The 24016-nt window shown below is 36.8% G+C and carries 21 protein-coding genes; 11 read left to right on the forward strand and 10 right to left on the reverse strand.

Annotated elements, in window-relative coordinates:
* The 11 genes from rimM to JW794_09155 form a co-directional block, all read left to right on the forward strand.
* Positions 1–303, forward strand: a 303-nt coding sequence (gene rimM, locus JW794_09105; GenBank protein MBN2018268.1) for a 16S rRNA processing protein RimM, incomplete at its 5' end; no start/stop codon positions are given.
* The gene (trmD, locus tag JW794_09110) at positions 293–985 is read left to right on the forward strand and encodes a tRNA (guanosine(37)-N1)-methyltransferase TrmD (GenBank protein MBN2018269.1); all 693 of its coding nucleotides are present in this window, start codon (positions 293–295) and stop codon (positions 983–985) included. The genes rimM and trmD, both read left to right, overlap by 11 nt.
* Positions 978–1541, forward strand: coding sequence for an RNA methyltransferase (locus JW794_09115; GenBank protein MBN2018270.1), 564 nt, complete (start codon positions 978–980; stop codon positions 1539–1541). Before trmD ends, JW794_09115 begins: the two co-directional genes overlap by 8 nt.
* A 59-nt stretch (positions 1542–1600) precedes the next feature.
* On the forward strand, positions 1601–1984 hold the full coding sequence (rplS, locus tag JW794_09120; GenBank protein ID MBN2018271.1) for a 50S ribosomal protein L19: 384 nt from the start codon (positions 1601–1603) through the stop codon (positions 1982–1984).
* A 163-nt stretch (positions 1985–2147) separates the two neighbouring features.
* Positions 2148–3806: a hypothetical protein gene (locus JW794_09125; GenBank protein MBN2018272.1), complete on the forward strand. Its 1659-nt coding sequence runs from the start codon at positions 2148–2150 to the stop codon at positions 3804–3806.
* Positions 3807–3828: 22 nt separating this feature from the next.
* Positions 3829–4539: a TrkA family potassium uptake protein gene (locus JW794_09130; protein MBN2018273.1), complete on the forward strand. Its 711-nt coding sequence runs from the start codon at positions 3829–3831 to the stop codon at positions 4537–4539.
* Positions 4540–4551: 12 nt separating this feature from the next.
* A complete protein-coding gene (locus tag JW794_09135; GenBank protein MBN2018274.1) occupies positions 4552–5322 on the forward strand; it encodes a hypothetical protein in 771 nt (256 codons plus the stop codon).
* Positions 5300–6313 carry an RluA family pseudouridine synthase gene (locus JW794_09140; GenBank protein ID MBN2018275.1) on the forward strand — a complete coding sequence of 338 codons (1014 nt, stop codon included), beginning with the start codon at positions 5300–5302 and terminating at the stop codon, positions 6311–6313. The genes JW794_09135 and JW794_09140 overlap by 23 nt, the downstream gene beginning before the upstream one ends.
* A gap of 117 nt (positions 6314–6430) precedes the next feature.
* Positions 6431–7660, forward strand: a complete 1230-nt coding sequence (locus JW794_09145) for an aminopeptidase P family protein (protein ID MBN2018276.1) — start codon at positions 6431–6433, stop codon at positions 7658–7660.
* 18 nt (positions 7661–7678) lie between these two features.
* Entirely contained in the window at positions 7679–8167 is a 489-nt protein-coding gene (gene coaD, locus JW794_09150) for a pantetheine-phosphate adenylyltransferase (protein ID MBN2018277.1), read from the forward strand.
* Positions 8168–9415, forward strand: a complete 1248-nt coding sequence (locus tag JW794_09155; protein ID MBN2018278.1) for an insulinase family protein — start codon at positions 8168–8170, stop codon at positions 9413–9415.
* Between the two features lie 40 nt (positions 9416–9455).
* On the opposite strand, the gene recG is transcribed toward JW794_09155, so the two are convergent.
* From recG to JW794_09205, 10 genes are all read right to left on the reverse strand, one after another.
* Positions 9456–11528 (reverse strand): ATP-dependent DNA helicase RecG, encoded by a 2073-nt coding sequence (gene recG / locus JW794_09160; GenBank protein ID MBN2018279.1) that lies wholly within the window; start codon positions 11526–11528, stop codon positions 9456–9458.
* Between the two features lie 18 nt (positions 11529–11546).
* Complete coding sequence (locus JW794_09165; protein ID MBN2018280.1) at positions 11547–12566, reverse strand: hypothetical protein; 1020 nt, start codon at positions 12564–12566, stop codon at positions 11547–11549.
* Between the two features lie 1439 nt (positions 12567–14005).
* A complete protein-coding gene (locus JW794_09170; GenBank protein ID MBN2018281.1) occupies positions 14006–15040 on the reverse strand; it encodes an undecaprenyl/decaprenyl-phosphate alpha-N-acetylglucosaminyl 1-phosphate transferase in 1035 nt (344 codons plus the stop codon).
* Positions 15033–16166: a glycosyltransferase family 4 protein gene (locus tag JW794_09175; GenBank protein MBN2018282.1), complete on the reverse strand. Its 1134-nt coding sequence runs from the start codon at positions 16164–16166 to the stop codon at positions 15033–15035. The genes JW794_09170 and JW794_09175 overlap by 8 nt, the downstream gene beginning before the upstream one ends.
* Complete coding sequence (locus tag JW794_09180) at positions 16163–17446, reverse strand: glycosyltransferase family 4 protein (protein MBN2018283.1); 1284 nt, start codon at positions 17444–17446, stop codon at positions 16163–16165. Before JW794_09180 ends, JW794_09175 begins: the two co-directional genes overlap by 4 nt.
* Positions 17446–19011: a glycosyltransferase family 39 protein gene (locus tag JW794_09185; protein ID MBN2018284.1), complete on the reverse strand. Its 1566-nt coding sequence runs from the start codon at positions 19009–19011 to the stop codon at positions 17446–17448. The genes JW794_09180 and JW794_09185 overlap by 1 nt, the downstream gene beginning before the upstream one ends.
* Positions 18989–20437: an oligosaccharide flippase family protein gene (locus JW794_09190; protein MBN2018285.1), complete on the reverse strand. Its 1449-nt coding sequence runs from the start codon at positions 20435–20437 to the stop codon at positions 18989–18991. The genes JW794_09185 and JW794_09190 overlap by 23 nt, the downstream gene beginning before the upstream one ends.
* Complete coding sequence (locus JW794_09195) at positions 20434–21471, reverse strand: glycosyltransferase family 4 protein (protein ID MBN2018286.1); 1038 nt, start codon at positions 21469–21471, stop codon at positions 20434–20436. The genes JW794_09190 and JW794_09195 overlap by 4 nt, the downstream gene beginning before the upstream one ends.
* Positions 21471–23006 (reverse strand): polysaccharide deacetylase family protein, encoded by a 1536-nt coding sequence (locus JW794_09200; protein MBN2018287.1) that lies wholly within the window; start codon positions 23004–23006, stop codon positions 21471–21473. The genes JW794_09195 and JW794_09200 overlap by 1 nt, the downstream gene beginning before the upstream one ends.
* A complete protein-coding gene (locus tag JW794_09205; protein ID MBN2018288.1) occupies positions 22997–24007 on the reverse strand; it encodes a glycosyltransferase in 1011 nt (336 codons plus the stop codon). The genes JW794_09200 and JW794_09205 overlap by 10 nt, the downstream gene beginning before the upstream one ends.
* Positions 24008–24016 lie beyond the last annotated feature (9 nt).

Genomic DNA, 24016 nt, shown 5'->3' on the forward strand with positions numbered 1-24016 from the left:
AAAGAAGAAGCCCACGAACTGGTCAAAGCACAATTAATGGTAGCGGAAGATATGCTTCCAGTTCTGGAAGAAGATGAATTTTATCCTAACCAGCTTGTTAACTACACAGTTATTACAAACGATGGCGTGTTTATCGGAAAAGTATCAGATATATTATCAACTCCTGGACAGGACATCCTGATAATACCTAACGATGATAAAGAAATAATGATCCCCTTCTGTGATGAGTTCATAAAAGTTATTAATCACGATGAAAAGAAGATCATGATTGAACCGATCGAAGGTTTACTCAATGCACATTGATATTCTGACACTATTCCCTGAAATGTTTGAAAGTCCGCTTGCACACAGCATTGTGAAACGAGCTATTGAACGGGAAAAGCTCTCGATCGAACTGATTAATTTCCGAGATTTTTCAGATGACAAACATAAACAGGTTGATGACTACCCCTTTGGAGGAGCCCCGGGTATGGTCATTAAGCCACAACCTATTTTTGACGCAATTGATTTTCTTAAAGAAAGAAGAAGAGAAATAATAGATGATGCTCCTTTCCCTCTCATCTATTTAACTCCTCAAGGTGAAAGGTATAATCAGAAAATCGCTGAAGAATTAAGTAATGAAAAATATCTTGCAATTTTATGCGGACACTACAAGGATGTTGACTATCGTGTTCGTGAGCATCTTGTAACCAGAGAAATTTCAATCGGCGATTACGTGCTATCTGGTGGTGAGCTTCCAGCAATGATTATCATCGATTCGTTAGCTCGTCTTCAGGAAGGTGTACTTACGAACATCGAGTCTGCGTACAGTGACTCTTTTCAGGAAGACAGCTTTGATGGTCCATACTATACCAGACCGCGTGAATATCGAGGTTATAAGGTACCCGATGTGCTACTATCTGGTAATCATAAAAAAATCGAAGAATGGCAAAAAAAAAAGCGGAAAAGATTGAAAGATAAGGTGAAAGGAGTTCCACATGTATGATAATCTGTTTCTTGGATTAGTCCATTATCCTGTATATAACAAAAACAAAGAGATCGTTACAACTTCTCTCACCAATCTCGATATTCACGACATAGCTCGAACATGCAAAACCTATGGTATCAAGAATTACTTTATAATAAATCCCGAACCAGCGCAGAAAGAGATTTTTAATAAACTTCAGGATTTCTGGCGAACAGGTCCAGGTAAGCAATATAATATCAATCGATTTGATGCCTTTAAACTTATCGAGTTTGTCCCGGATATTGAATCCGCAAAACAGTGGATCAAAAATAGGTATTCACAGGATCCAATTATTATCACTACTTCTGCCAGATTAGTTCCCGGTAGTGTTTCTTACAAAGAGATGAGAAGAATAATAGATCGATCGTTTCCAAAGCTTATCCTTTTTGGAACCGGCTATGGTATGTCAGAGGAGTTAATAAACTCAAGTAATTTCCACGTTTTACGTATCGAAGGAACCGGTCCATATAATCATCTTTCAGTTCGCAGTGCTATTGCTATAACACTTGACAGGTTAATTGGCAATTACGAATAAAGGCACAATTCACAAAAAATATTAAGGACTTAAAATAATTAAGCAATAATGAGGTTTTAATGGATATTTTATATAGAGTTGGTCAAGAACAAATGAATGTAGATCTACCGGATTTTAATACCGGAGACACAATAAAAGTGCACTATGTAATTCGAGAATTCGAAAAACCACGTATCCAGGTTTTTCAAGGTATCGTAATCCAGAAGAAAGGTTCTGGAATCAATAAGACTTTTACCGTACGTAAGATCAGCCATGGTGTTGCAGTGGAACGTATTTTCCCTCTTTTTTCACCATTGATCCAACAAATTGAAATAGTACGTTATGGTCGTGTACGCCGCTCAAAACTTTTATATCTGAGAAAACTTCGAAGTAAAAGCACAAAGGTGAAACGAGGGAAAAGACCTACGGTAAAGAACATTGCTGAAACAATAACCGAAGAATAACGAAAGGTATCAAAAAGCGCAAAGGAATATTACTGTTTTCTTAACATCATTCTGACTCAGAAATATAATATTCATGCACTGTTCATAGCTTTAGGCTACTGAAAATTATGTTTAAGCGAATTGATTTCAAGAAAGAATATTGGCAATTCTTTGAACTGTTAATGTGTTTCCTGTAGCTATTTGCCTGGCTTTCTTCATTATTTATCAGCAATTCCACCCCAAAATTATACCGCTTTTCAACCAATATACGCAGATTCTCATCCTGTATTTTGCATTTCTCAATATTCTTAAGATTTATTACAATCGAGGTAGCTTTTCTTACATCAAGAAAATATTTTTCGATCTTTGTGCCGTTGTTATTTCCTTTGTTTTTTATAACGATCTGATTGTATTCCAGGTATATATTATCCTGAGACAAATTGTCATCCTTATAGATATGCTTGCTTCAACAAGACCAGCTGTTAATCTTTTCTCAAGATTTAGAAACCATCCCTCCAAAGTGATCCTTCTCAGCTTTGGTATTATTATCCTTCTTGGAACGACATTCCTCAGTCTCCCGCTCGCTTCATCAAATGGAGAAAGTATTGGAATTATCAATGCGGGTTTTACAGCAACATCTGCAACGTGCGTAACAGGTTTGATTGTTCTCGATACCGGTGCTGACTTCTCCTCTTTTGGACATATAATCATACTCATCCTAATGCAGATCGGTGGACTCGGTATTATGACCTTCTCTACTACCCTGATCATGCTCTTCGGTAAACAAATCAGCCTTCAGGGGCAATCCCTTCTGCAAGGGGTTCTTGGTGAAGCAACAAAAGAGAGTGTGGTAAAATTGCTTCGAGCAATTATTATTACAACGTTGATCTTTGAGCTTGTCGGAGCAATGATTCTGTTCTTGAAGTTCAGACCTCTCAACCACTTTGCTGCACTCTCAAATATGGACCTGTTTGGACATAGTATGTTCCATTCTGTTTCTGCCTTCTGCAATGCAGGATTTTGTCTCTACCCGGACAGCTTTATCGGTTTCCAGGGTAGCTGGACAGTCAACCTTGTTATCATGTCGTTAATCATTTTTGGTGGTATTGGCTTCACTGTTCTACTGGATGTTTATAACAATGTTATACGAAGAAGACATATTAGATTTCTATCCTTGCACTCAAAAGTTGTGATCGTTACAACTGTTGCACTCATTATCATTGGTAGCGTTCTTATCTTTGCTTTCGAGTATAACAATCAGTTGAATCAATTACCCATGAAGAATAGTATTCTCGCTTCGACATTCCAATCTGTGACAACTCGAACCGCAGGATTCAATACCCTCGATATTTCGAAAATGAGTTTTGCATCTGTGCTTTTAATGATCGTTTTTATGTTTATTGGAGCATCTCCTGGTTCTACAGGTGGTGGAATAAAAACAACAAGTTTTGCAATACTGGTATTGTCTGTATGGTCGATCATTAGACATCGTGAGGATGTTGAAGTATTTCATCGCTCGATCTCATCAGAAAATACAAAAAAAGTGATGTCTCTCATCTCGATTTCTGCAACGATACTCGTAACACTTATTCTCGTTCTTCTTATATCAGAAGCAAGCCGTGGGTTCAAATTTGAACAGATAATCTTTGAGGCATTTTCGGCTTTTGGTACCGTCGGTCTCTCAATGGGTATCACTCCACACTTGACATCCATCGGTAAACTTGCAATTATTGCTTTAATGTATCTTGGACGTGTTGGTCCCCTGACTATCGCTTTCGCATTAAGCGAGAAAAAAATAAGTGTTCATTATCATTATCCTGATGAAAATATAGCTATCGGTTAAAAGATAGTTGTTCGGAGGAACAATGGCTCAATTTGGCGTTATCGGACTTGGTAGATTTGGTGTTACAATTGCTGAAACCCTTGTAAAAAAAGGCGCTGAAGTAATTGCGATCGACAATGACGAGAAGAAGGTCGAGGAAGCTCGTGCTTTTGTGACCAATGCTGTTTGTCTGGATTGTACAGACGAACAAGCGCTTCGTGCAATCGATATTGGAAACGTTGATGCTGTTGTCATCGCAATTGGAGAAAATATTGAAGTAAGCGTTCTTTCTGCAGCAGTTCTACGAAAAATCGGTGTGGGTAAAATTCTCGCAAAAGTCGATAGTGAGCTCCATGCCAGAATCCTTTCGATCATGGGAGTGCAACGCACAATTTTCCCTGAACAATATGTGGGTCGAGAAATTGCAAATCTGCTGATCTCTCAACATATTTTTACGTATACAGAAATTTCAAAAGAACATAGTGTCGTTGAAATCGCAGTACCGGCTTTCTTTGTGGGCAAAAGTCTTAAAGAACTCGATGTACGAAACAAATATAATATTAGTATCATTGCCATAAAAAGTACCAAACCCACCGTTGATGAACTTGGCAACAACATTCTCCTTGAAGAAACGAATGTTCTACCTTCTGCTGACGATGTACTCCATAAAACGGATAAGATCATCATCATTGGTAAAAATAATGATGTTGACGCTCTTGTAAAGATGGCAGAAAAACACAAGGTCAAGGAATAATTTGGAGATACCATGCATTTAACATTCCAATCAAAATTACGTATCATCGTCATTATTCTATTAATTTTTATTATTGCTAATACAGGCTTTATTCTCTATAAAATTAATAATCCTGCAATGCCAGAAATCGTTCGCGATAGGATCATGACAATTCAATACATCTTTCTATTCATCGAGCTTATTCTCGGTATTGTCCTTCTTTTTTATGTTCCTATGATACTTCAAAATTCACTAAGACCAATTGAATCTGTTTTTGAAGAGTTAAAAAGAGGTAAATTTGATATTTCGATTCCAGAAGAATATCATACAGGACCCGTTGCAACACTTATTGCTGCAACAAACCAGATGATCACAAATCTGAAACAATTCGATATTGAGAAGAAGAGTAAAATCCTTGAATACGCTCACCGGTTGAATGTGATACTTGAAAATACTGATGACGGCATCATTATAACAAATGAAAAAGATGAAATTGTCATGATAGATAGACATGCTCAGAAACTTCTCGGACTGACCTCTGTGGAAGACAATCCTCCACTGCTGGATTATCATTATGAAGGTGAAGTTTTCAAATTCTTCCAGGAATCGGTTGCTCAAAAAATGCTGGTTCCTGAGAGGAAGATTTATATTCCAAAAATAAAAAAACATGTATCATTTCATGTAGGTATTATTCATAATGAAGAGGGTTTGGTGATAGGGATGGTCTTTGTCATAACCGGTATCGACTTGAAAAAATTATATGAATCACCCGGGACTGAAGATGGAAAATCACGAGCAGAATGATAGGTTTGACAGGGAATTCACTTTCGCAGTTCGCACCGAAGAGAGTATCAGGATTGATAAGTATTTAGCGAACTTAAACATAAACGAACTGTATTCACGATCCTTTGTTGATCGACTTATGAAAGATGGTTTCGTGACACTTGACGGGAAACCGGTAAAAAAAAGCGAACATGTTCAGCAAAATCAGATCATTCATATAAAGATCCCACCTCCATTAAAAAAGGACATTTTCCCTGAAAATATTGAACTCTCATTTGTCTATGAGGATGAGTATTTAGCAATTATCGATAAACCTGTGGGTATGGTCGTTCATCCTGCTCCAGGTCACTATCATGGAACGCTCGTAAATGCTATCATGTATCATCTCAAGCAGCTTTCTGAACCTGATGATCCCCTACGCCCGGGTATCGTTCATCGACTTGATAAAGATACGTCCGGTTTAATCATCGTTGCAAAGAATGATCTCGTTCATACTAAGTTAAAAGAACTTTTTTCAAATCATCAAATTCAAAAAACATATATCGCTTTCACCATGGGAAACCTTGAAAACAATGAAGGTACGATCCGCACCTATTTTGGAAGGAATCCTGTCAATTCACGAAAAATGTCTGTTATTGATGAGGGTAAAATAGCGATTACACATTACGAAGTTATTGAAACCTTCCCCGGGATTGATATTGTAAAAATTGATCTTGAGACTGGTAGAACTCACCAGATACGAGTCCATTTTTCCCATCTTCATCATCCTGTGATGGGAGACACACTCTATTCAACGCAAAAACAGATGGTGAATCTCGTACCCGAACGAGCAAAAAAAATAATCAAGCACCTTCTGGCAAACACAATACGAAGACAGGCACTCCATGCTCATCAGCTTGAGTTCATACATCCTATAACAAACGAAAATATCTTTGTCACAAGCCCGATTCCTCAGGATATGGATAATGTTGTTAAGATCATGAGAAAAAGTTTTTACGGATCTTATATTTAAATTCGTCCATATTCAACAGTATATCCAAGGCTTCTTATTCTCTCATAACGATTCATAAAAAAATTGCCAACTTCTTACCCTCATTCCAGTTATGTGAAAAATATTCTAGGTGGTCTGATGAAAAAGCAATTTTATCTTTCAAATAGAAAAGCATTGCTTACATTGATGCCAGATAAAAGTTTTGCGGTTTTTTCTGCAACACTAACAGATTCCGGGAAATTACCGGTTGAATTCGTTCAGGATGCAAATTTCTTTTACCTGACAGGACTCAAAGAAGCAAATGCTCAACTCATTGTAGCAAAATATGGTAAAACAGAACATGCCATGCTCTTCATTGAGAGAAATATTCCTGAGATGGAAGTTTGGATTGGCAAGAAACTCTCAAAAGAAGAAGTGCAGGAGATATCCGGAGTTGAGAGGGTTTATTACGTTGATGAGTTGCCGGATGTATTACACCCGATTGCTCTCTCAAGCAGTGAATGTTTTTTTGACCATGTAAGCAGTAAGATCAACTCAAATCTGACGGATTCTCTTTCTCAATTGAAAGAGCTCACCACACATTATCCTACATTGAACATTCGCAATACCGGACAGCTCATTACACAGCTTCGAGCTGTTAAGAAAAAACCGGAAATAGAAGAGATGAAAGAGGCAATTCGTATCACTCGTGATGCAATTCTCAATATTATGAAGAATACGAAGCCGGGTATGATGGAGTATGAACTGGAAGCTCATTTCAGGCTTGAATGCGTAAAAAATAATGCGAAACAAATGGCATTTTCCCCCATCATTGCCAGCGGTAAAAATGCCACCATTCTACACTATGAAAAGAATATCGGAAAAGTTGGTAAACATGACCTTGTTCTTACGGATGTTGGTGTAAAATGGAATGAATATTGTGCAGATATCACACGAACATTTCCTGCAAACGGCACTTTCTCAAAGCGTCAAAAAGAAGTGTATGAAGCAGTGCTCACCATAAATAAGGAAATTATCATGAAAGTAAAACCCTGTCTTACTCTGAAAGATCTTCAGGATGAAACTATTAAATTGATGAAAAAGGCACTCAAGCAGTTAAAACTCATCAAGAAAGATGAAGAATTCAAGAAGTATTACATGCACGGAGTAAGTCATACACTTGGTCTTGCCGCGCATGATCTGGTGGATCGATCCAAAAAACTGGAAGAGGGATGGGTCATTACTGTTGAGCCAGGGATTTACATTCCCGAAGAAGGCATCGGCGTCAGAATTGAAGACGACATACTTGTTACAAAGAACGGGTATGAGAATCTTTCCGAGCACATACCTAAAGAAATATCTGATATTGAAGATATCATGAAAAAGTAACCAAATTTAAGGACTATCATGAAAGAAATTGCAATATATCCCGGAACCTTCGATCCGATAACAAATGGACATATTGATATTATAGAAAGGGCTGCACGAATTTTTAATAAAGTTGTTATCGGCGTTGCTGAAGAAACATACAAAGACTGCCTGTTTACTCTTGAGGAACGGGTCGAACTTGCGCATGAATGCACCAAACATATTCCAAACGTAACGGTTGAAGCATTCTCAGGACTTGCTGTCGAGTATGTTAGGAAAAGACAAAGTTCTGTTATGATCCGTGGACTACGTGCGGTATCTGACTTTGAATATGAACTCCAGATCGCTCTGGCAAACAGGACTCTTTCCGAAGAGGTTGAAACCGTTTTTCTCATCCCTCATAGTAAATATCTTTACCTCAGCTCCACACTCGTCAAACAGATCATTAGCTCCGGGGGTTCGATCAGAGAGTATGTTCCTAAATCAATAAGTGAAAAAATGTTGAGTAAGTACTTAAAGAAAGATTAAATGAGTTATCAAATCTCAACACTTACCAGCGGTGTAACGGTTCTTTCTGAGCATATAGAACACGTTCGTTCCCTCTCTATCGGAGTCTGGATCAATGCTGGCTCTCGCGATGAGACCATACATAATCGTGGAATTGCGCACTTTCTTGAACACATGCTGTTCAAAGGGACAACCACAAGAACCAAGATTGAAATCGCAAATTATCTTGAAGCAGTCGGCGGTTCGATCAATGCTTTTACAAGCAAGGAATATACATGCATATATGCCCGATGCCTTGAAGAATACCTTGAACATAGTATAGACCTTATCTCAGATTTGCTTCTACATTCAACATTTCCTGAAGATGAACTACAAAAAGAGAAAGATGTTGTCATCGACGAAATAAGCGATATACAGGACACTCCCGGTGATCTTATCTTCGATCTTTTTTATGAAAACATCTATCCTGAGAATTCTCTTGGCCATCCAATCGTTGGGTACAAAGAAGAGGTTATGGAATTTCAGAAAGAAACCTGCACCTCGTTCATCTCTAAAGAATATACTCCTGAACGTATCATCATTTCTGTTTCTGGACACATTGATCATAAACAACTCGTTCAATTAGTAGAAAAATATTTTGCTTTTGATGCTCAAGAAAAAGCAACATCTGTCAGGGAATTAGTATCTCCTGCACCAATCAGGAAATTTAAAAATGTTTACACAAAAAATGCTAACCATCAGTCACATGTTTGCATTGGAACAAGGACATTCCCCTATACAGATAAGGATCGCTACAAACTGCTGACCCTTAATGCAATTTTGTCTGGAGGAATGAGTTCACGACTCTTTCAAAACATCAGGGAAAAGCACGGCATTTCATATGATATCGGCTCGTTTACAGATTTCTTTCATGACACTGGCTGCATCGGGATCTATACAGCAACCAAGCCAAAAAACAGCAAAAAAAGCATCGATCTTATTCACAAGGAAATCAAATCCATTATTGATAAACCAGTAGCAGACATTGAACTCGAACGAACGAAAGCGCTTCTCAAATCGAGTATTTTGATTGGATTGGAAAGCACATCAGCTCGTATGAACCGTCTGGCTAAGCAGTATATTTATATAAAAGAAATTTATCCCATCGATAAAGTCATTGCTGAGATCGAGAATATAACTCCAGGCGATATTCAGGATGTTGCTAAACGAGTGTTTGAGAAAGAGGATTTTGTTACGACGATGTTGAAAGCTTCTGAGCAGGAGAAGTGATCGTATATACTGAATGTAACAATATTTTCCAGATTTACAATCAATAACTGAAAAGCCGCTCCCTTTTAAGATAATATTTCTTATACTTCTCGTTCAATTCCCTGTTCTTTTCATCATCCAAGTTATAATCGTTTTGGATAATACTGAAAGCCAGCTTTCTCGCATCTTCGAGGATTGGTCGATCACGAACAATATTTGCAATCCTAAAAGCAGGTAAACCTGACTGTTTGGTTCCAAAAAATTCTCCGGGACCACGTAATTCAAGATCTACTTCTGAGATTTTAAATCCATCATTCGTCTCTTTCATTGTATTAAGCCGTATCATTGCCTCTTCGCTTATCGGTTCGTAAGCCACAAGTACACAATAAGATTTATAAGCACCCCGTCCCACACGTCCACGAAGCTGATGGAGTTGAGATAGCCCGAATCTTTCTGCATGCTCGATCATCATAATGGTTGCATTTGGTAGGTCAATGCCAACTTCGATGACAGTCGTTGAAACAAGTACATCGATGGCATGCGCTTTGAAATCCTGCATGATCTGATCTTTTCCCTGGTTCGTCATTCTGCCGTGGAGAAGTCCGACCGAATATTCTTTAAAAACAGTGCTCTGCAATTCTTTATAGGTATTCGTTGCATCCCTCAAATCCGATTTCTCAGATTCTTCTACAAGTGGACAGACCACATAGACCTGCCGACCTTGCTTGAGCTGTTTTCTAATAAAATCATATACCTGTGCTTTTTTACTTGAGGAAATCCAGTTTGTATAGATTTCTTTTTTATGAGGTGGCAATTCATCGATGACGCTGACATCGAGATCGCCATAAACCGTAAGTGCAAGTGATCGCGGAATTGGTGTGGCACTCATGATCAGTTTGTCTGGTGTGTGCCCTTTTTGAGTTAAGGTTAGACGCTGCATCACTCCGAATCTGTGCTGCTCATCGATAACGATCATGCTGAGTTTTTTAAAATTCACGTCTTTTTGAATAAGTGAATGGGTGCCGATCGCAATATGAACATCACCTCTCTCGATTGCTGCTTTAATCTCATTTTTTCCTGCGTATGTTCCTCCCAAAAGGAGTTCAACACGAAGTCCAAAATTCTCAAGAAATTCTCGTAAAGAAAAATAGTGTTGTGTAGCAAGAATCTCTGTCGGTGCCATAATTGCTGCCTGGAAGCCATTTTCGATTGCCAGAAGCATAGCAAAGATCGAGATGATCGTTTTACCCGATCCAACATCTCCTTGAAGAAGCCGGTTCATTTGATGAGGAGATTTCATGTCTTCAACAATCTCATTGAGAACACGTTTTTGGGCGTGTGTTAACGTAAAGGGTAGCGATTCTCTTAGTTTAGTCGTATAGGTTCTCATTAACTCCATCGAATAACCGGAGGCTTTATGCCAGTTTACCTTTTTACGAGCAAGCATCAGTTCGAGGAAGAAGAGTTCTTCAAAGACAAATCGTTTTCGTGCGTTCTTAATATCTTCATCATTTTCAGGAATGTGAATTTTATAGAGAGCATCGTTGAGGGGCAAGAGTTGTTTATCATCCCTGATATACTGAGGAATTGTTTCATCTAGCATCAATTCCTGTGAAAGAACTGTCCGCATTATTTTTCTGAGTGTTTTGTTCGAAATTCCTTCTGTCAGAGGATAAAGCGGTAGAATATCCTGGTCGACCCAGAAACTCTTTTTCTCCTTATCCTGCACAATCTCAAAATCAGGATGTATGACGCATAATTTGTTATAGTAATACTGAATTTTTCCAAGAATGATTATCTCTTTGCCAACTTCAAATTGTTCCACGAGCCAGGGAGTTGGACGAAACCACATCAAGATCAGGTAGCCGGTGCCGTCAGAGATAAAAACTGTGAACGGATGTTTATGATATTTATTACCTTTTGATTCGAATCCAGTAATATGTCCTCTCACACTTGCCATGTCATTGATCTTCAGGTCAGCGATTCTTTTTCCTGATACCTTGCTGAGATAATCTCTTGGAAAGTAAAAAAGAAGGTCTTTTACGGTTTTAATACCCAGCTTATTGAGAAGCTTAGCACGTTTCGGTCCTACCCCCGGAACGAATTGTATATTATCTTGCAACTGGAATGCCACATTTACTCCGGTTGCATGCTAGCGGATTAGTGCAAATTTACCATTCACATAGTTTTTCCCAGAATCTGATGATATAACGTAGAAATAAATTCCACTTGCAGCATCTTTGCCATTGTTCTTGCCATCCCAGAAAAATCTAAAATGATCTGATTCCCCTATTTCAGCAATGAGTTCACCTGCAAGATTATAAATGTAAAGAGTATTGATTCCTGCCGGTAGTTTTGCATTGGGTCTGGTTTCAAAATAGACATAAGGATGTTCAGAGGGCTTGAAAGGATTGGGATAGATCACAATTTTTTCACCACTATCGGTCCCTTGTGTATTATTGATCTGAGCACCGATGTTGAATGAACACATACCCTCAGCGGTTCCAACATACAATTCACCAGTATAAACATTATGTGCAAATGAGAGAACAGCATTGCTTGGTAGGGATGAATTTTCAGTTGTAAAATTTCTGAAAGTATAGTTCTCTTCATCAAGAACAGAGATACCACCACCATTCGTGGCTATCCATTTCCTTCCATGCTGATCGACATAGACCTGGTTGATCTGTATTGCTTTTCCTGATCCCATACGCGGTTCTGGATTACCTTCATCATCATACCAGTAATAATCGTAATTATCCCACTCGATGCCGTTCCAGCGATACATTTTCACGTTTTCAACAAGCCCGTTCGAATACCTGAACCATTGTTGCCAATAGAAATCATACATATATAATCCATCTACACCGCATGCCCAGAGATAACGTCCATCTTCGGATTCCTGGTATTCGATATTGAGTATAGGACCGGAAAAGGATGGATTGCCAGCAGGGATGTGAATATCATTGACTATTGGAAATCCTGTTCCATCCCAGTAACGCATCCCACTATAATATGCACCAAACCAAACCTGACTGTAAGGCAGGAACAGAATTGATATAGGATCCTGTTTGTCATTTGGATGTGATGATGGAACAAAGCCCTGAAAACCATATACACTATCATCATTCACCACAATTTTAATATCTTTGTTATAGTCACCTATCCACATATTGCCATATTCATCATTTTGCAAAAAGGATATCGTATTTTCCTCTATGATCCCCGGCACATCACAGGTTGATCTGCTAGTTATCGACTGCCAGAGTTCTGTATCTTCTCCATAATCAGTAATCCTCGTGATACCGCTATTCCAGTCACCAACCCATATCCTGTGTCCTAAATCCTGTGTAATCCTGAATGATTTATCACCAACGAGTTTGCTGTTCGTCATATTATATGTAGTCCAATGATCATTTTCAAGAACTGAGATTCCTTTTACTCCCTGGCGTGCACCTGAGCCGATCAAACCGCTTGCACACCAAAGTCGCTTTTCATGGTCAATGAAAAGGTATGAAGCAAAATTGAATCCAATACAGTTACGCTTTACATTAATCCATTGTCCACTTTCCAGTGTTTTTCTATACAGATCCTCACCCCATGTTGAAACCCAGATATTCTGTTCATCATCAATGGCTATGTCAGATATTTGGTCCACGAAATCATTCTCACTATTCCAATGTCTGGGAACCCAACTTAATCCATCATATTCATATTGACTTATACCAGCGGCCGCCTCAATTGCCTGTTCATCCTCGTCGAACCAGCCAAATGCTACAATGAATAGTGTGTCTGATACAGGCTGGATATCTTGAATATAGACACTTGGTAATGCTGTATTGAATGCTTCATATTCAAAATTATCAGCATGAATATCTTTTATATAAGCAAATCCGTCTTCTGTTCCAAAATAAATTCTTGAGTTTTGATACGCTATGGTTTTTATCTTATCACTCGCTAGAGGATAGCCAATTGTTGATGAATTAATGTGATTCCAATTTGTACTTAAGATCATTTCGTCATACACAATCTTCGTGTAATCGATTCCTTCATCAGTAGCTACCCAGATCCTATTACTGTCATCGATAGCTATGCTGTTTACTCTGTCATGAGAAAGCCAACGCGGTGCAATGAAGGTTTTTTTGAAGATTGGTTTACCACCCAATATGATTTCAAACATAGAAAGTCCATTTTCAGAAGCAACAAAGATATACTCTCCATTATCATCGATATCATAAATGTAATATCCGTCAATACCTTGATTTTCCTGGTAGGGACTGAGAATTTCACCATTTTTATAGCGCATTACTCCTTCAGTAAAGGTGCCAAACCAGTATTCATCGATCTCAGGAATATAATGAACCGACCATAATTCGTTCTTCGCAAGACCATCGCCCTTTGTTATTGGTATAAAGGTTCCGGTCTCAGTGTCATAAATGCTTACTCCACCCCATGATGCAGATATAACTGAATCTCCTTCACATATCAGTTGATGTATATATGTTGTATTGGTATACACATTCCAGTTTGCAAGCGAAATATCTTCTGCCTCGTAAGCAAGAGCAGAAAATGATACAAGACAGATCATACATAGTGTAATTGCTGTTTTTTTCATTTTTTCATAAACTCGCTTTTTATTATATTATAGAAAATTATAAAAATCAATACACCCATACCTAGCAAAAGACTGAGCAGGATTTTCCTGTCAACTAAAAGAAATCCCAATGATACAAGACCAAAAAGCAATGTTATGAAATATCCGATCAGTACAACTGTCTTATAACTCAGACCAATCTCAAGAAGTATGTGATGAAGGTGGTTCTTATCTGCCTGGAAGATGTGTTTTGTTGATCTGATCCTTCTAAAGATCGCAAATAAAGTATCGATTAACGGTACAGACAACACGATGATCGGCACCAGCATGGTAAGTGCAGTTGCTCCTTTGTATTGCGCATTTCCAGCAATGGATAGAGTAGCAATGCAAAATCCAAGAAATAAACTTCCAGCATCACCAAGAAAGATCTTAGCAGGATGAAAGTTGTATCGTAAGAAGCCAATACAGCCCCCTAAGATGGAAAAGCTAAAAAGAGCTACAAAATAATTACCGGTACTCCATCCGGCAATACCAAGTATGAGAGAGACAATAGCAATGATCCCTGTCGCAAGTCCATCAAGTCCATCAATGAGATTGATCGCATTCACAACCAGCAAAAACCAGCAAATGGTAAGAGGATAGGATATGAAACCGATATTGATAGGATCTCCGAAAGGATTTGTGAGTAGCTCGATCTTGAAACCAAAAGAAATCATAATGAGCCCAATCCCGATCTCTATGATCACTTTCAGCCAAGCAGGGAGATTGTAGAGGTCATCGAGCAAACCAAGTATCACAATGAGAATCCCTCCTATTAACAAGCCATACATCAAACTATTGAGTTCCTGGAATTTAAAGAAAACTAATATCAACTGGGTTATAAATATCCCAACAAAAAGCGCTAAACCACCGCTGCTGGGAGTAATACTTGCATGAATACTCCTATCGCTGGGTTCATCAATGTTTCCCACTCGCTTCGAGAACCAGATATTTACTGGGGTAAGCAAAAAAACAAGTAAAAAGGTTCCAATCGTAACAAATATATTAATCATATTTTTTCTCTATTAATCTCTGATATAATTGTTCGTATGAACTCACGAACGTATCGAGTGTATATGACTCTAAAAATATCTTATAACCCGCTTCTCCAAATTTTTTTTGCGTCAGCGTGTCTTTTGATAGAGATATGATTTTTTTTGTCAACTCTTGATGATTATTTATATCAACGAGGTATCCATTTATTCCGTCAATAATGAGTTCATTATTCCCTTTTATGTTTGATGCAATAAGAGGTTTTTTCATGCTCATTGCTTCAAGAAGTGTCAATGAGAGCCCCTCCCATTTCGAATAAAGGATAACAATATCGAATAAATCATACCAGTCTTCAACATTCGACTGCCAGCCAACGAGTTTGATATTTTGAGTAACTCCAGCTTTGTGTATAATGTCCTGTGTTTCCTCAAAATACTCCCCGTCACCGATAAAAACAAATACAATATTCTCTGCTTGTTTAACCACTTCGACAGCTACATTGATAAGGTTGATAATATTCTTCTGTTCCGAAAATCGGCTAACTGATCCGACGATCACTTTCTCTTTTTTCAAACCAAATGTTTCGCGTGTTATGGGATTATGGGATTCCAATCCTACGATGCCATTGCAGATAGTCATAATTTTGTTTCTATTGATGAGATGTTTTTCAACTGCAAGATCACGCTCGAATACATTCACAGAAACCGCCTGATCACAGAAAATGCCTGCCAATCGCTCAAGATTTTCATAGAATTTTCGTACAAGTGGAGATTGATAGGGATGAAAAGGAAAGCCATGAATCGTATGAATAATTATCTTCACACCTGCGAGTTTTGCGGCTATTCTGCCCAATAAACCGGTTTTGGATGAATGAGTATGAACTATATCGAATCGATTATTTCTGAAGAATTTATAGAATCTGAATAAGATGAATACATCGTGCAGATTGATTTTCTGAATCAAATGATAAAATGCAACATGCTTTAACTTCATCTCATGTAACTTGTTAATCATTGGACCATCAGGAGCTGAGATGACCGTTATATCATATTCTGTTTTATCAAGATGATCGAGAAGATGGATCATCATGTTCTGTACCCCGGAAAGGAGTGGAAGCAACTGAACATGACAAATCTTATATTTCATAGTAACATATTGAGGGTTTCAGCAAGTTTTCCCGTCAATGTTCTACGCTCAAAAACTGAATAATCATTTGCTGCTAAAGGAAATCTGGATGTGATAATACCGAGTTCTCTTTCTCTTACTAACTCTACGACAGCTTCTTTGATCTTTTCAATATCATCCGACTCACACACAATTCCTGCATTGTTCCTGTTAATGATATGAGCAGCTTCTCCTTGTGATGGAATTATAGCCAAGATCGGCTTTCGTGCTGCAAGATACTCAAAAAGTTTTGCCGGTATAACAAGTTCTCCTTTGTACTTTGCAATAAACAGAAGCAAGAAATCACTTTCTAGGAGTTCTTTAATAGAATCCTTGTGTGATACTTGTGAGGTCAGTTGTATGTGGTCTTTAATCTTTGAATGTTCAAATTCTTCTCGAATAGAGTCTGATATATTCCCGAAAAATCTGAATAAAACATTTTCTGGCAATATCCTGGATTCCTTCAATTCTTCTAGTGCCTTGATGAGAAAAGCTGGACTGCGCTCTCCATAAAATCCGCCGGTATAAGTAAAAATAATCTTGTTTTTTGACGTAGCAAAATTTTGGGAATAATCCTCGGCATCAAAGCCATTATACAGCACACTAAATTTTGTATCATTTATTAAAGGATACAATTCACATATCCTTTTTTTTGCCCTTTCAGTATTCATAATGACTGCAGATGCCCGGCTAAGAATTTTCTTCTCCCATTTGTATGCATATCTTTCATGCCATGATGTTAAATAACTTTCATCCGGCTTCCCAACAAAGAGATCACGATAATCAACAACGAAAGGTATACCAAATTTCTTTGAAAGCCTATATCCAAGAATAGCTGAAGAAAATGGTCCCACAGTACTGTAAATGACATCAATATTTTGGGTTTTACATATTTTTTTTCCTTCACGATATGCAAAAGGTATCCAGCCAATCTTTGAATCGATAGGAAATATATCTCTGAAGAACTGCTTTCTATGCTGTGAAGTCTTTGTATAGATTCCTTGTTCCTGGTTTGTATCTTTGAGCTTTTCAAAAAGATACAAAAGACGCATCATATCCAGCGAATCGGTTCTATCAAGATCCACATTTTTAACTTCTGTAGTGAGTGAATCATCCCTTGCTATATACGCTATATCTTTGACAGTGAGGATTATTGGATGCCATCCGAATTCAGGGAGATACTTACAGAATTTAACAGATCGTTGCACACCCGGTCCACCAAGAGGTGGGAAAAAATAGGATATGAATAGAACGTTTTTCACTACTCTTTCGCCTTATTATATACTTGAATATTTCGGGATTTTAATAAAAAAATATGACATTCAGAACTAGGAAAATTAAAGATATCATACTGAGAAATTAAAGTATATTTTGAATCGTCAAACTCATTTGGTTCATTTGTGATGTAATAATTACCTGAATTATCTTCCTGGTGATATACAAATGGCAAATGGTTTATTGCTGCAAGGATACTTGAAGGCATGCCAAACATACAGTTTGTGTATTCTACGTATTTTTCATTAATATCTGCTTCAATATCTTTCTGAATAGAAAGTGCTGAATTTTTAAGTGTGAAATTCCTATGACATAAAAAATTTCCCATTTTCCATATGTTCCATGTGTTTGAAAGTACAATCAATATGAAAACGATTAATATACTTTTTGGGTTAATATCTATATTACTATTCGAATGAAAATAATCTTTCATAACAAGAAATATTTTCGGAACAAAATAGAGCATTGGAATAAGAAGTATAGTAAAGTAACGTTCTGCTTGAGGAGTAAAATATCCCAAAAACAAGAAGCTGGATATTGTAAGAGATAACATTATTAAATCAATTAATAATATTTTCCTCACTATAATAGATTTTTGTATAATAATAATGATACTCACTAACATAATGAGGAATAGAGCACTATTATAGATCAAAACATTGTTCGTAAAAAATCTCATGTAATTTTTCATGATCAGCAAAGGATTGAATTGGCTATTATTAACTGTTTCAACATTGATTATATATCTTAATGGCATTGAGAAAAAAGAACCTGTAATTATTTTGTTTGTAGTAAGTAATATCAACAACAGTGTGAATATTGTTGTGATAAAGAATAGAATCAATCCCTTAATATTTGCTCTATTATTCGATTCATTAAAAATTTTTAAAAACAAAACAGAAACGATTGACGATATAAAGAATATTAATCCTGTCGTTTTAACACACAAACATATGCCTATAGAAACTCCATGTATCGCGAATAATAGATACTTCCTTTTAGTTTTTGTTTCTTTTAGTGCATGATATAAAATTATCAATCCAAACATCCCAAAAACGAACATTGGAATATCAAAAAAAGCGATTCTACCTTGTATGAATAAAAAATAACTTGTTGCTGCAAGAAAGACGTAAAGAAGTATTGTTATTAGAAAAGTGTTACTTTTCTTCTCTCGCAGAGAGTATAATAAGGTTATTGCAATCAGAAACAAGAGTACGATTGAAAATAGAACAAAAGGTAAACGTAATGAAAAAAGTGATAAACCAAAAATTCTAAATGATGTATATACAATCAGGGGCATTACTGGCCATAGAAGCATATCATTTTTATCATTGCATAGCCATTTATTTGATATTATTTTGTTTATTGCATTTCCCGATTTCCATCCCTCGTCTGTTACATATGCACCTTGCAGTTTTGAAATCGAAACATCAGGATCTGCTTCTATAGCTATAAACCTTGTTGCTATGCTAAAGAGAATCCCTAAAAATATAAGTAAAATCAATACAAATCTAATTTTTGAATCTTTATTAGATTTTGTTTCGTATCTCATGAAGAATATCTTTCTTTTTTGTAATTATAAAAAATATTGCTCCAATAATAGCAATAAAAACAACTTTAATCAGAGTATGATAAAAATGATATGGAATGATAAAATTAATTATTGAGATAGCAGCCAGAACTACTATTGCTAAAATTACGTATCCAAAATTATATTTTACTGGATACATTCTTTCCGCAATGATAAGATTGAAGAACACAATGAGAGCAAAGGCAATGATAGACGCAATACCTGCTCCATAAATCCCGTACTGAGGAATTAACATGAAATTCAAAACTATATTAAGAATTGCTCCAAGTCCGACAGCAAGTGCAATGTTTCCTGCTTTCTTTTTAACATAGAAACTCAGATTGATAATATTAAAAATGCCGTAAAGATAATTTGAAATGACCCCAAATACAACAATTTTGATCGCTTCATGATACCTGGAATCGATAAATATCTTAAAGATTTCTGGAGAAAATAAGATGACAGAAAAGCCAATTAAACCTCCAAAAATAACATAAAAATTGAATACTTTTCTGAACGAATTTTTTGCATTAGAATCCTCAGCAACTCTCATCGCATAAGGGAAATAGACAAGACTTATGATCGAATTCAAAAAAGTAATGATCATACCGATTCGGTACCCTATCGCATAAATACCCACATCATATAATGACCGTGCAGAAAGGTAGGTCAACATATAACGGTCAGACACTTTGAGGATCAACATTGCAAACGTGCCGGGGATCATGACCAATCCGAAGGAGAGGAGTCTTTTTATGATCGGATATGAAAATATTTTCTTACTCCTGCTATTTTGTGATAATCTCCTCATGATCGAGCCCATTACACTGACCGCAACAAGTGCAGCACAACCGGAAGAAATAGTCATCAAAATAAAGATTGTCTTAAGGTCGAATCTTGAAGAGATAGCAGCTACAATAAGCAAGATGAGAAGGAGAACATGCTTGAAATTACCGACGAATATGTATTGCTTAGACCTCTCCATCATATTGAGGATACTCAGAACCATACCATAGACTACATCGAAAAAAAGGATCATACTCACCCATAACATGATATTAGAGAAAGCTTTTGTTCGTAAGATCAGTTGTGATAATTCAATTCTGAAAATGATAATTATTATCGATAAAATTATACCAAATACGATTATCGTTATAAATATCGAGCTAATAAGTGTGTAATGATACTCGGGTGATTTCTTTTCATAGAAATAAGAAAAGATCGCTTGCTGAAATCCGAGAAAATAAATCAAACTTGCGAATGATATGAACACCACAACATTCGTATAGACTGCATATTCTTCCGGTACAAGGAAATGAGTAAAAACAGGCAGAAGTATGAGGAGAATAATTTTTTGCAGTAGATTTCCTGCAGTGTAATGGAGTATTTTCTCTATATATTCTTTCATTTTGAGAGAACGTTTTTGTACATATTAACTGTCTGCTCGGCTATCTTATCCCATAGAAAATTCTTTAGAATATGGTTGCGAAGATCGGAAGATTTCTTTTTATTTAATGCAAGTTCAGTCATTTTTATAATAGACATAACAGAAGATGGTTCAGCATATTCTGCCAAGGAATCAAAGTATTCTCTGGTTCCACCATAAGGAGTTATGACAACATTTGCACCTGCCAGTCCCGCTTCCAGCGCAGCCCGTCCCGGCGTTTCATAACGGGTCGGTAGAACGAACGTATGACAAGCCGCATATGCAGATTCAAATAAGGGGTCATCATGCTTGAGCCAATCAATATGAAGTATATTTTTTGATTTCCCAAGCATCTCTTTGCAAAGGTCGCCCTCCTTATTCTTTAAAACATCTGCAATAAGAACTGCAGGATGATCGATCCTTTGTAACGCTTCGATGATCTTCGGACCATTCTTTCGTACAGCACCGAGATGTCCTACATAGAGAATGAAATCCTTGAGATCATACTTTTTCTCAAAAAGTGCCGGATCAGCATGAGCAAAGCGTTCCTCCACACCATTATGGATCACTTCGATCTTTTCACTTTTTACCCCAAGACCTCCACATAGAAGATTACCTTCATCACGCGTATTTGGCAACACTTGTTCAGCATTATCGCAGATGAATTTCGTGAAGTAGTAGTCGGAATAGGTTCTTTTAAAAATTTTCTTAAATGGAGCTTCAAGCATCCTGTACATATGGATCATCTGAGCTGAATGGTTACTGAAAAAAATGGGATTGACCACATATTTAGCACCATACAACTTTAGATTCATCGCCATCGGATAGGTATGGATGTTCGCATTAAATATATGAACGATGTCATCATCATCAAATTTCAGATCATAATCCCACATATTGAAAAATTCAACATTAATTTTAAGTTTATCCAAAGCCTGTTTTAATGACAAAATTTTATAGGTGGGTCCACCCCTATTGATCATCAATGTTTGGTAACTCGCTAAGTAAATTTTCATTATTGCTTCTTTGCTTTTTTATGTTCATGGTTTTGCAAAATATCTCTCCAGTAAAATTGCCGCATTGACTTGTTTTCATCAAAAAGGAGAGGGTCTACTTTTGTAAACATCAAACTATTTATTTTGTATTCTATGTTCGGTTTAAGATGGGTTACACTTCCTTGATCCGTAATAACTGAATAAGTCATTTCAGAGTCATTGCTCTGAATAGTAATTGTATCATTAGTCGAATCATACCAAAATTTATTGTTCAATCTTTTCTTCCACCAGGATGAGAACTCATACATCGTTGGATTCCAAGCATTTTTGTTTTTGATGTATAAGAATACTTCTTCGATAACATCAAGCTTTTTATGATGAGGATGGTGATAGATGATCGCGGGAACATTTCGAGAAAAATTATAATCGATAAAATTCTTATAATATTGTACCATTTCATCATTCATGAAGTGTGACCTTCGAAGTCTGCCGATGCTTATTGGATGGATAGGAATCTGCAGTACAGGAGAAAAATGATCCTTAAAGAATGGATGAAAGGCTACATCGTCATAATCGAGAGAAAATTCAGAGGAATAATCAAATCCTAAATCCTTAAGCACATGTCCAAGAGATTCATTCCATTCTCCAAATGGTGCAGCGAATCCTTTTACTTCTATACTATTTTTTCTCAAGGTATCCAAAGCATGTTCAAGATGATGATAATTTTCTTTGTAAGTTTTATGTACCTTGTGATGTTCACAATGAAGAGCAATCTCATGATCTGTAAAATTAGGATATACACCCTTAAGTAAGGTTTCATCGTGAGTATCGACAAACCAGGTTGCTTTAATGTCATATTTTTTGCAGAGCTCATAGAGATTTTGTGCATCTTGGGCTGAACAAAAATCTGTATCGATTCTAAACATAAAAGCATTTTCAGTCTTATCTGGATACACATCTTTTTCAACAACAGGAATATTCATTTGCTGAAAAAATCTACTAATCACCGTAAATATGATATCACGAATTTTACTCTTACTAACACGCGATACCACTTCTGAGGGAAGTTCTTTTCTGTCTGCATAGAAACGTTTTCTCTTAAATGCATTTGAAAGGATCGTCTCATTTACAGAAAAGGGAAGAATCACTACTTTTCCTTTGCCGATCTTTGATTCGTAAACACTGCAATCTTTATCAATTTGGTTACAAGATTCACCTTTTGCTATATAAAAATCTGTATAAAAATCAACCAGTCCAAGTGAATGAAATATTGATTCTTCGCCTGGAATTATGTATGTTATCTTTCTTTTCTTACATGTACTATCAAAAAAATACGGAAATGTATCTTTATCAAGAATTGCAAAACCACCGTTTGAAATAAATGCTTCTAAATCCTGTTTTTTTGTTTCAGCGAGTTCGCTGTTTGGAATAAGAAGGTTGAACTTCGAAAAATCAATCTTTGAATTGATATCCAGCTTTTCAAAACTTATACCTAGCTGTGTTATAATGATCTCCCAACCGGGATTAGGTGTACAAAGTCCTATCTTTATTTCCATGCTGTATGCTTGATAAGATTAACGAGAGCATTCTCTCTTCTTTGCATTGAGAAATGCTCTAAAATATGATTTCTGACATGAGTGCCTTTTGTGGATTGAAGGGCTTTTTGGATTGCTTTTGCGGTTTCTTCAGGTGCATTAAAAGGGACATAATAACCGTTATCTCCAACCAATTCGGGAAGAGCACCTTTTTTGGTCACTACCGGAATGCACTCGCATAACATTCCTTCAGCAAGTGAGATACCGAACCCTTCATGTCCCGAAACCTGCACATAGACTCTTGCCTTTTGATAAAATCTTATCAACTCCTCTTCTATTACATAACCGGTGAATATCACATTTTCAGTTGCAATTTTTTTCAAATATTGGAGCGTTGCTTCGTCAGCTTTTCCAATAACATAAAATGGAATACCGGGCAGATAGGCAGCTGCTTTCACGAACGTTTCAATACCTTTACGGCTCAAATTCGATGAGGTAACAGCACCAACAGTAATTGCAATATTTTCTTTTGGAATCACAGAGTCAACGAGAAATTTCTCTGTTTCAACACCATTATAAACAAGAATAGATTGAGTATATCCATAATTTTGAATCAACTCATTTTTACTTGCTTCAGAAACAGACAACACGACGTCAGCATGCCGGATGATCCAGGATATCTTACTTTTCAGTTTCGGGCTAAATGCTCCCCCATAGGAAATTTGAGGTTCATTTGCAACTTCATATCCACCTACCACCAGAATCGTTTTTTTCTTTAATAGCTTGGAGAACATAATCGTAATCATCGCTCTGAAATCAGCAAACCAGATGAATGAAAGATCACAAGATTGTAGTTTCTTCCAAATGACTATAATTGTTTTTAATGTTTCTCTAATTGTTTTTTTTATTCCGACAAAATTTGCAACCTCAACATTAAAATGCTGTTGTAGAAGTTCAATATCACGTAGAACAAATGCAACTGAGTAGGATGAAACTATTAAGACTCGTAAAGTCTTCTTCATCGTTGTTGT

Source organism: Candidatus Cloacimonadota bacterium, from assembly GCA_016932035.1.
Lineage (GTDB): Bacteria > Cloacimonadota > Cloacimonadia > JGIOTU-2 > JGIOTU-2 > Celaenobacter.

What these genes read in the sequence shown, in the direction of transcription:
- trmD (MBN2018269.1), top strand. Translation starts at nt 293, where the DNA reads ATGCACATTGATATTCTGACACTATTCCCTGAAATGTTTGAAAGTCCG.
- JW794_09115 (MBN2018270.1), top strand. Translation starts at nt 978, where the DNA reads ATGTATGATAATCTGTTTCTTGGATTAGTCCATTATCCTGTATATAAC.
- rplS (MBN2018271.1), top strand. Translation starts at nt 1,601, where the DNA reads ATGGATATTTTATATAGAGTTGGTCAAGAACAAATGAATGTAGATCTA.
- JW794_09130 (MBN2018273.1), top strand. Translation starts at nt 3,829, where the DNA reads ATGGCTCAATTTGGCGTTATCGGACTTGGTAGATTTGGTGTTACAATT.
- JW794_09135 (MBN2018274.1), top strand. Translation starts at nt 4,552, where the DNA reads ATGCATTTAACATTCCAATCAAAATTACGTATCATCGTCATTATTCTA.
- JW794_09140 (MBN2018275.1), top strand. Translation starts at nt 5,300, where the DNA reads ATGGAAAATCACGAGCAGAATGATAGGTTTGACAGGGAATTCACTTTC.
- JW794_09145 (MBN2018276.1), top strand. Translation starts at nt 6,431, where the DNA reads ATGAAAAAGCAATTTTATCTTTCAAATAGAAAAGCATTGCTTACATTG.
- coaD (MBN2018277.1), top strand. Translation starts at nt 7,679, where the DNA reads ATGAAAGAAATTGCAATATATCCCGGAACCTTCGATCCGATAACAAAT.
- JW794_09155 (MBN2018278.1), top strand. Translation starts at nt 8,168, where the DNA reads ATGAGTTATCAAATCTCAACACTTACCAGCGGTGTAACGGTTCTTTCT.
- JW794_09165 (MBN2018280.1), bottom strand. Translation starts at nt 12,566, where the DNA reads ATGTGGATAGGTGACTATAACAAAGATATTAAAATTGTGGTGAATGAT.
- JW794_09170 (MBN2018281.1), bottom strand. Translation starts at nt 15,040, where the DNA reads ATGATTAATATATTTGTTACGATTGGAACCTTTTTACTTGTTTTTTTG.
- JW794_09175 (MBN2018282.1), bottom strand. Translation starts at nt 16,166, where the DNA reads ATGAAATATAAGATTTGTCATGTTCAGTTGCTTCCACTCCTTTCCGGG.
- JW794_09185 (MBN2018284.1), bottom strand. Translation starts at nt 19,011, where the DNA reads ATGAGATACGAAACAAAATCTAATAAAGATTCAAAAATTAGATTTGTA.
- JW794_09190 (MBN2018285.1), bottom strand. Translation starts at nt 20,437, where the DNA reads ATGAAAGAATATATAGAGAAAATACTCCATTACACTGCAGGAAATCTA.
- JW794_09195 (MBN2018286.1), bottom strand. Translation starts at nt 21,471, where the DNA reads ATGAAAATTTACTTAGCGAGTTACCAAACATTGATGATCAATAGGGGT.
- JW794_09200 (MBN2018287.1), bottom strand. Translation starts at nt 23,006, where the DNA reads ATGGAAATAAAGATAGGACTTTGTACACCTAATCCCGGTTGGGAGATC.
- JW794_09205 (MBN2018288.1), bottom strand. Translation starts at nt 24,007, where the DNA reads ATGAAGAAGACTTTACGAGTCTTAATAGTTTCATCCTACTCAGTTGCA.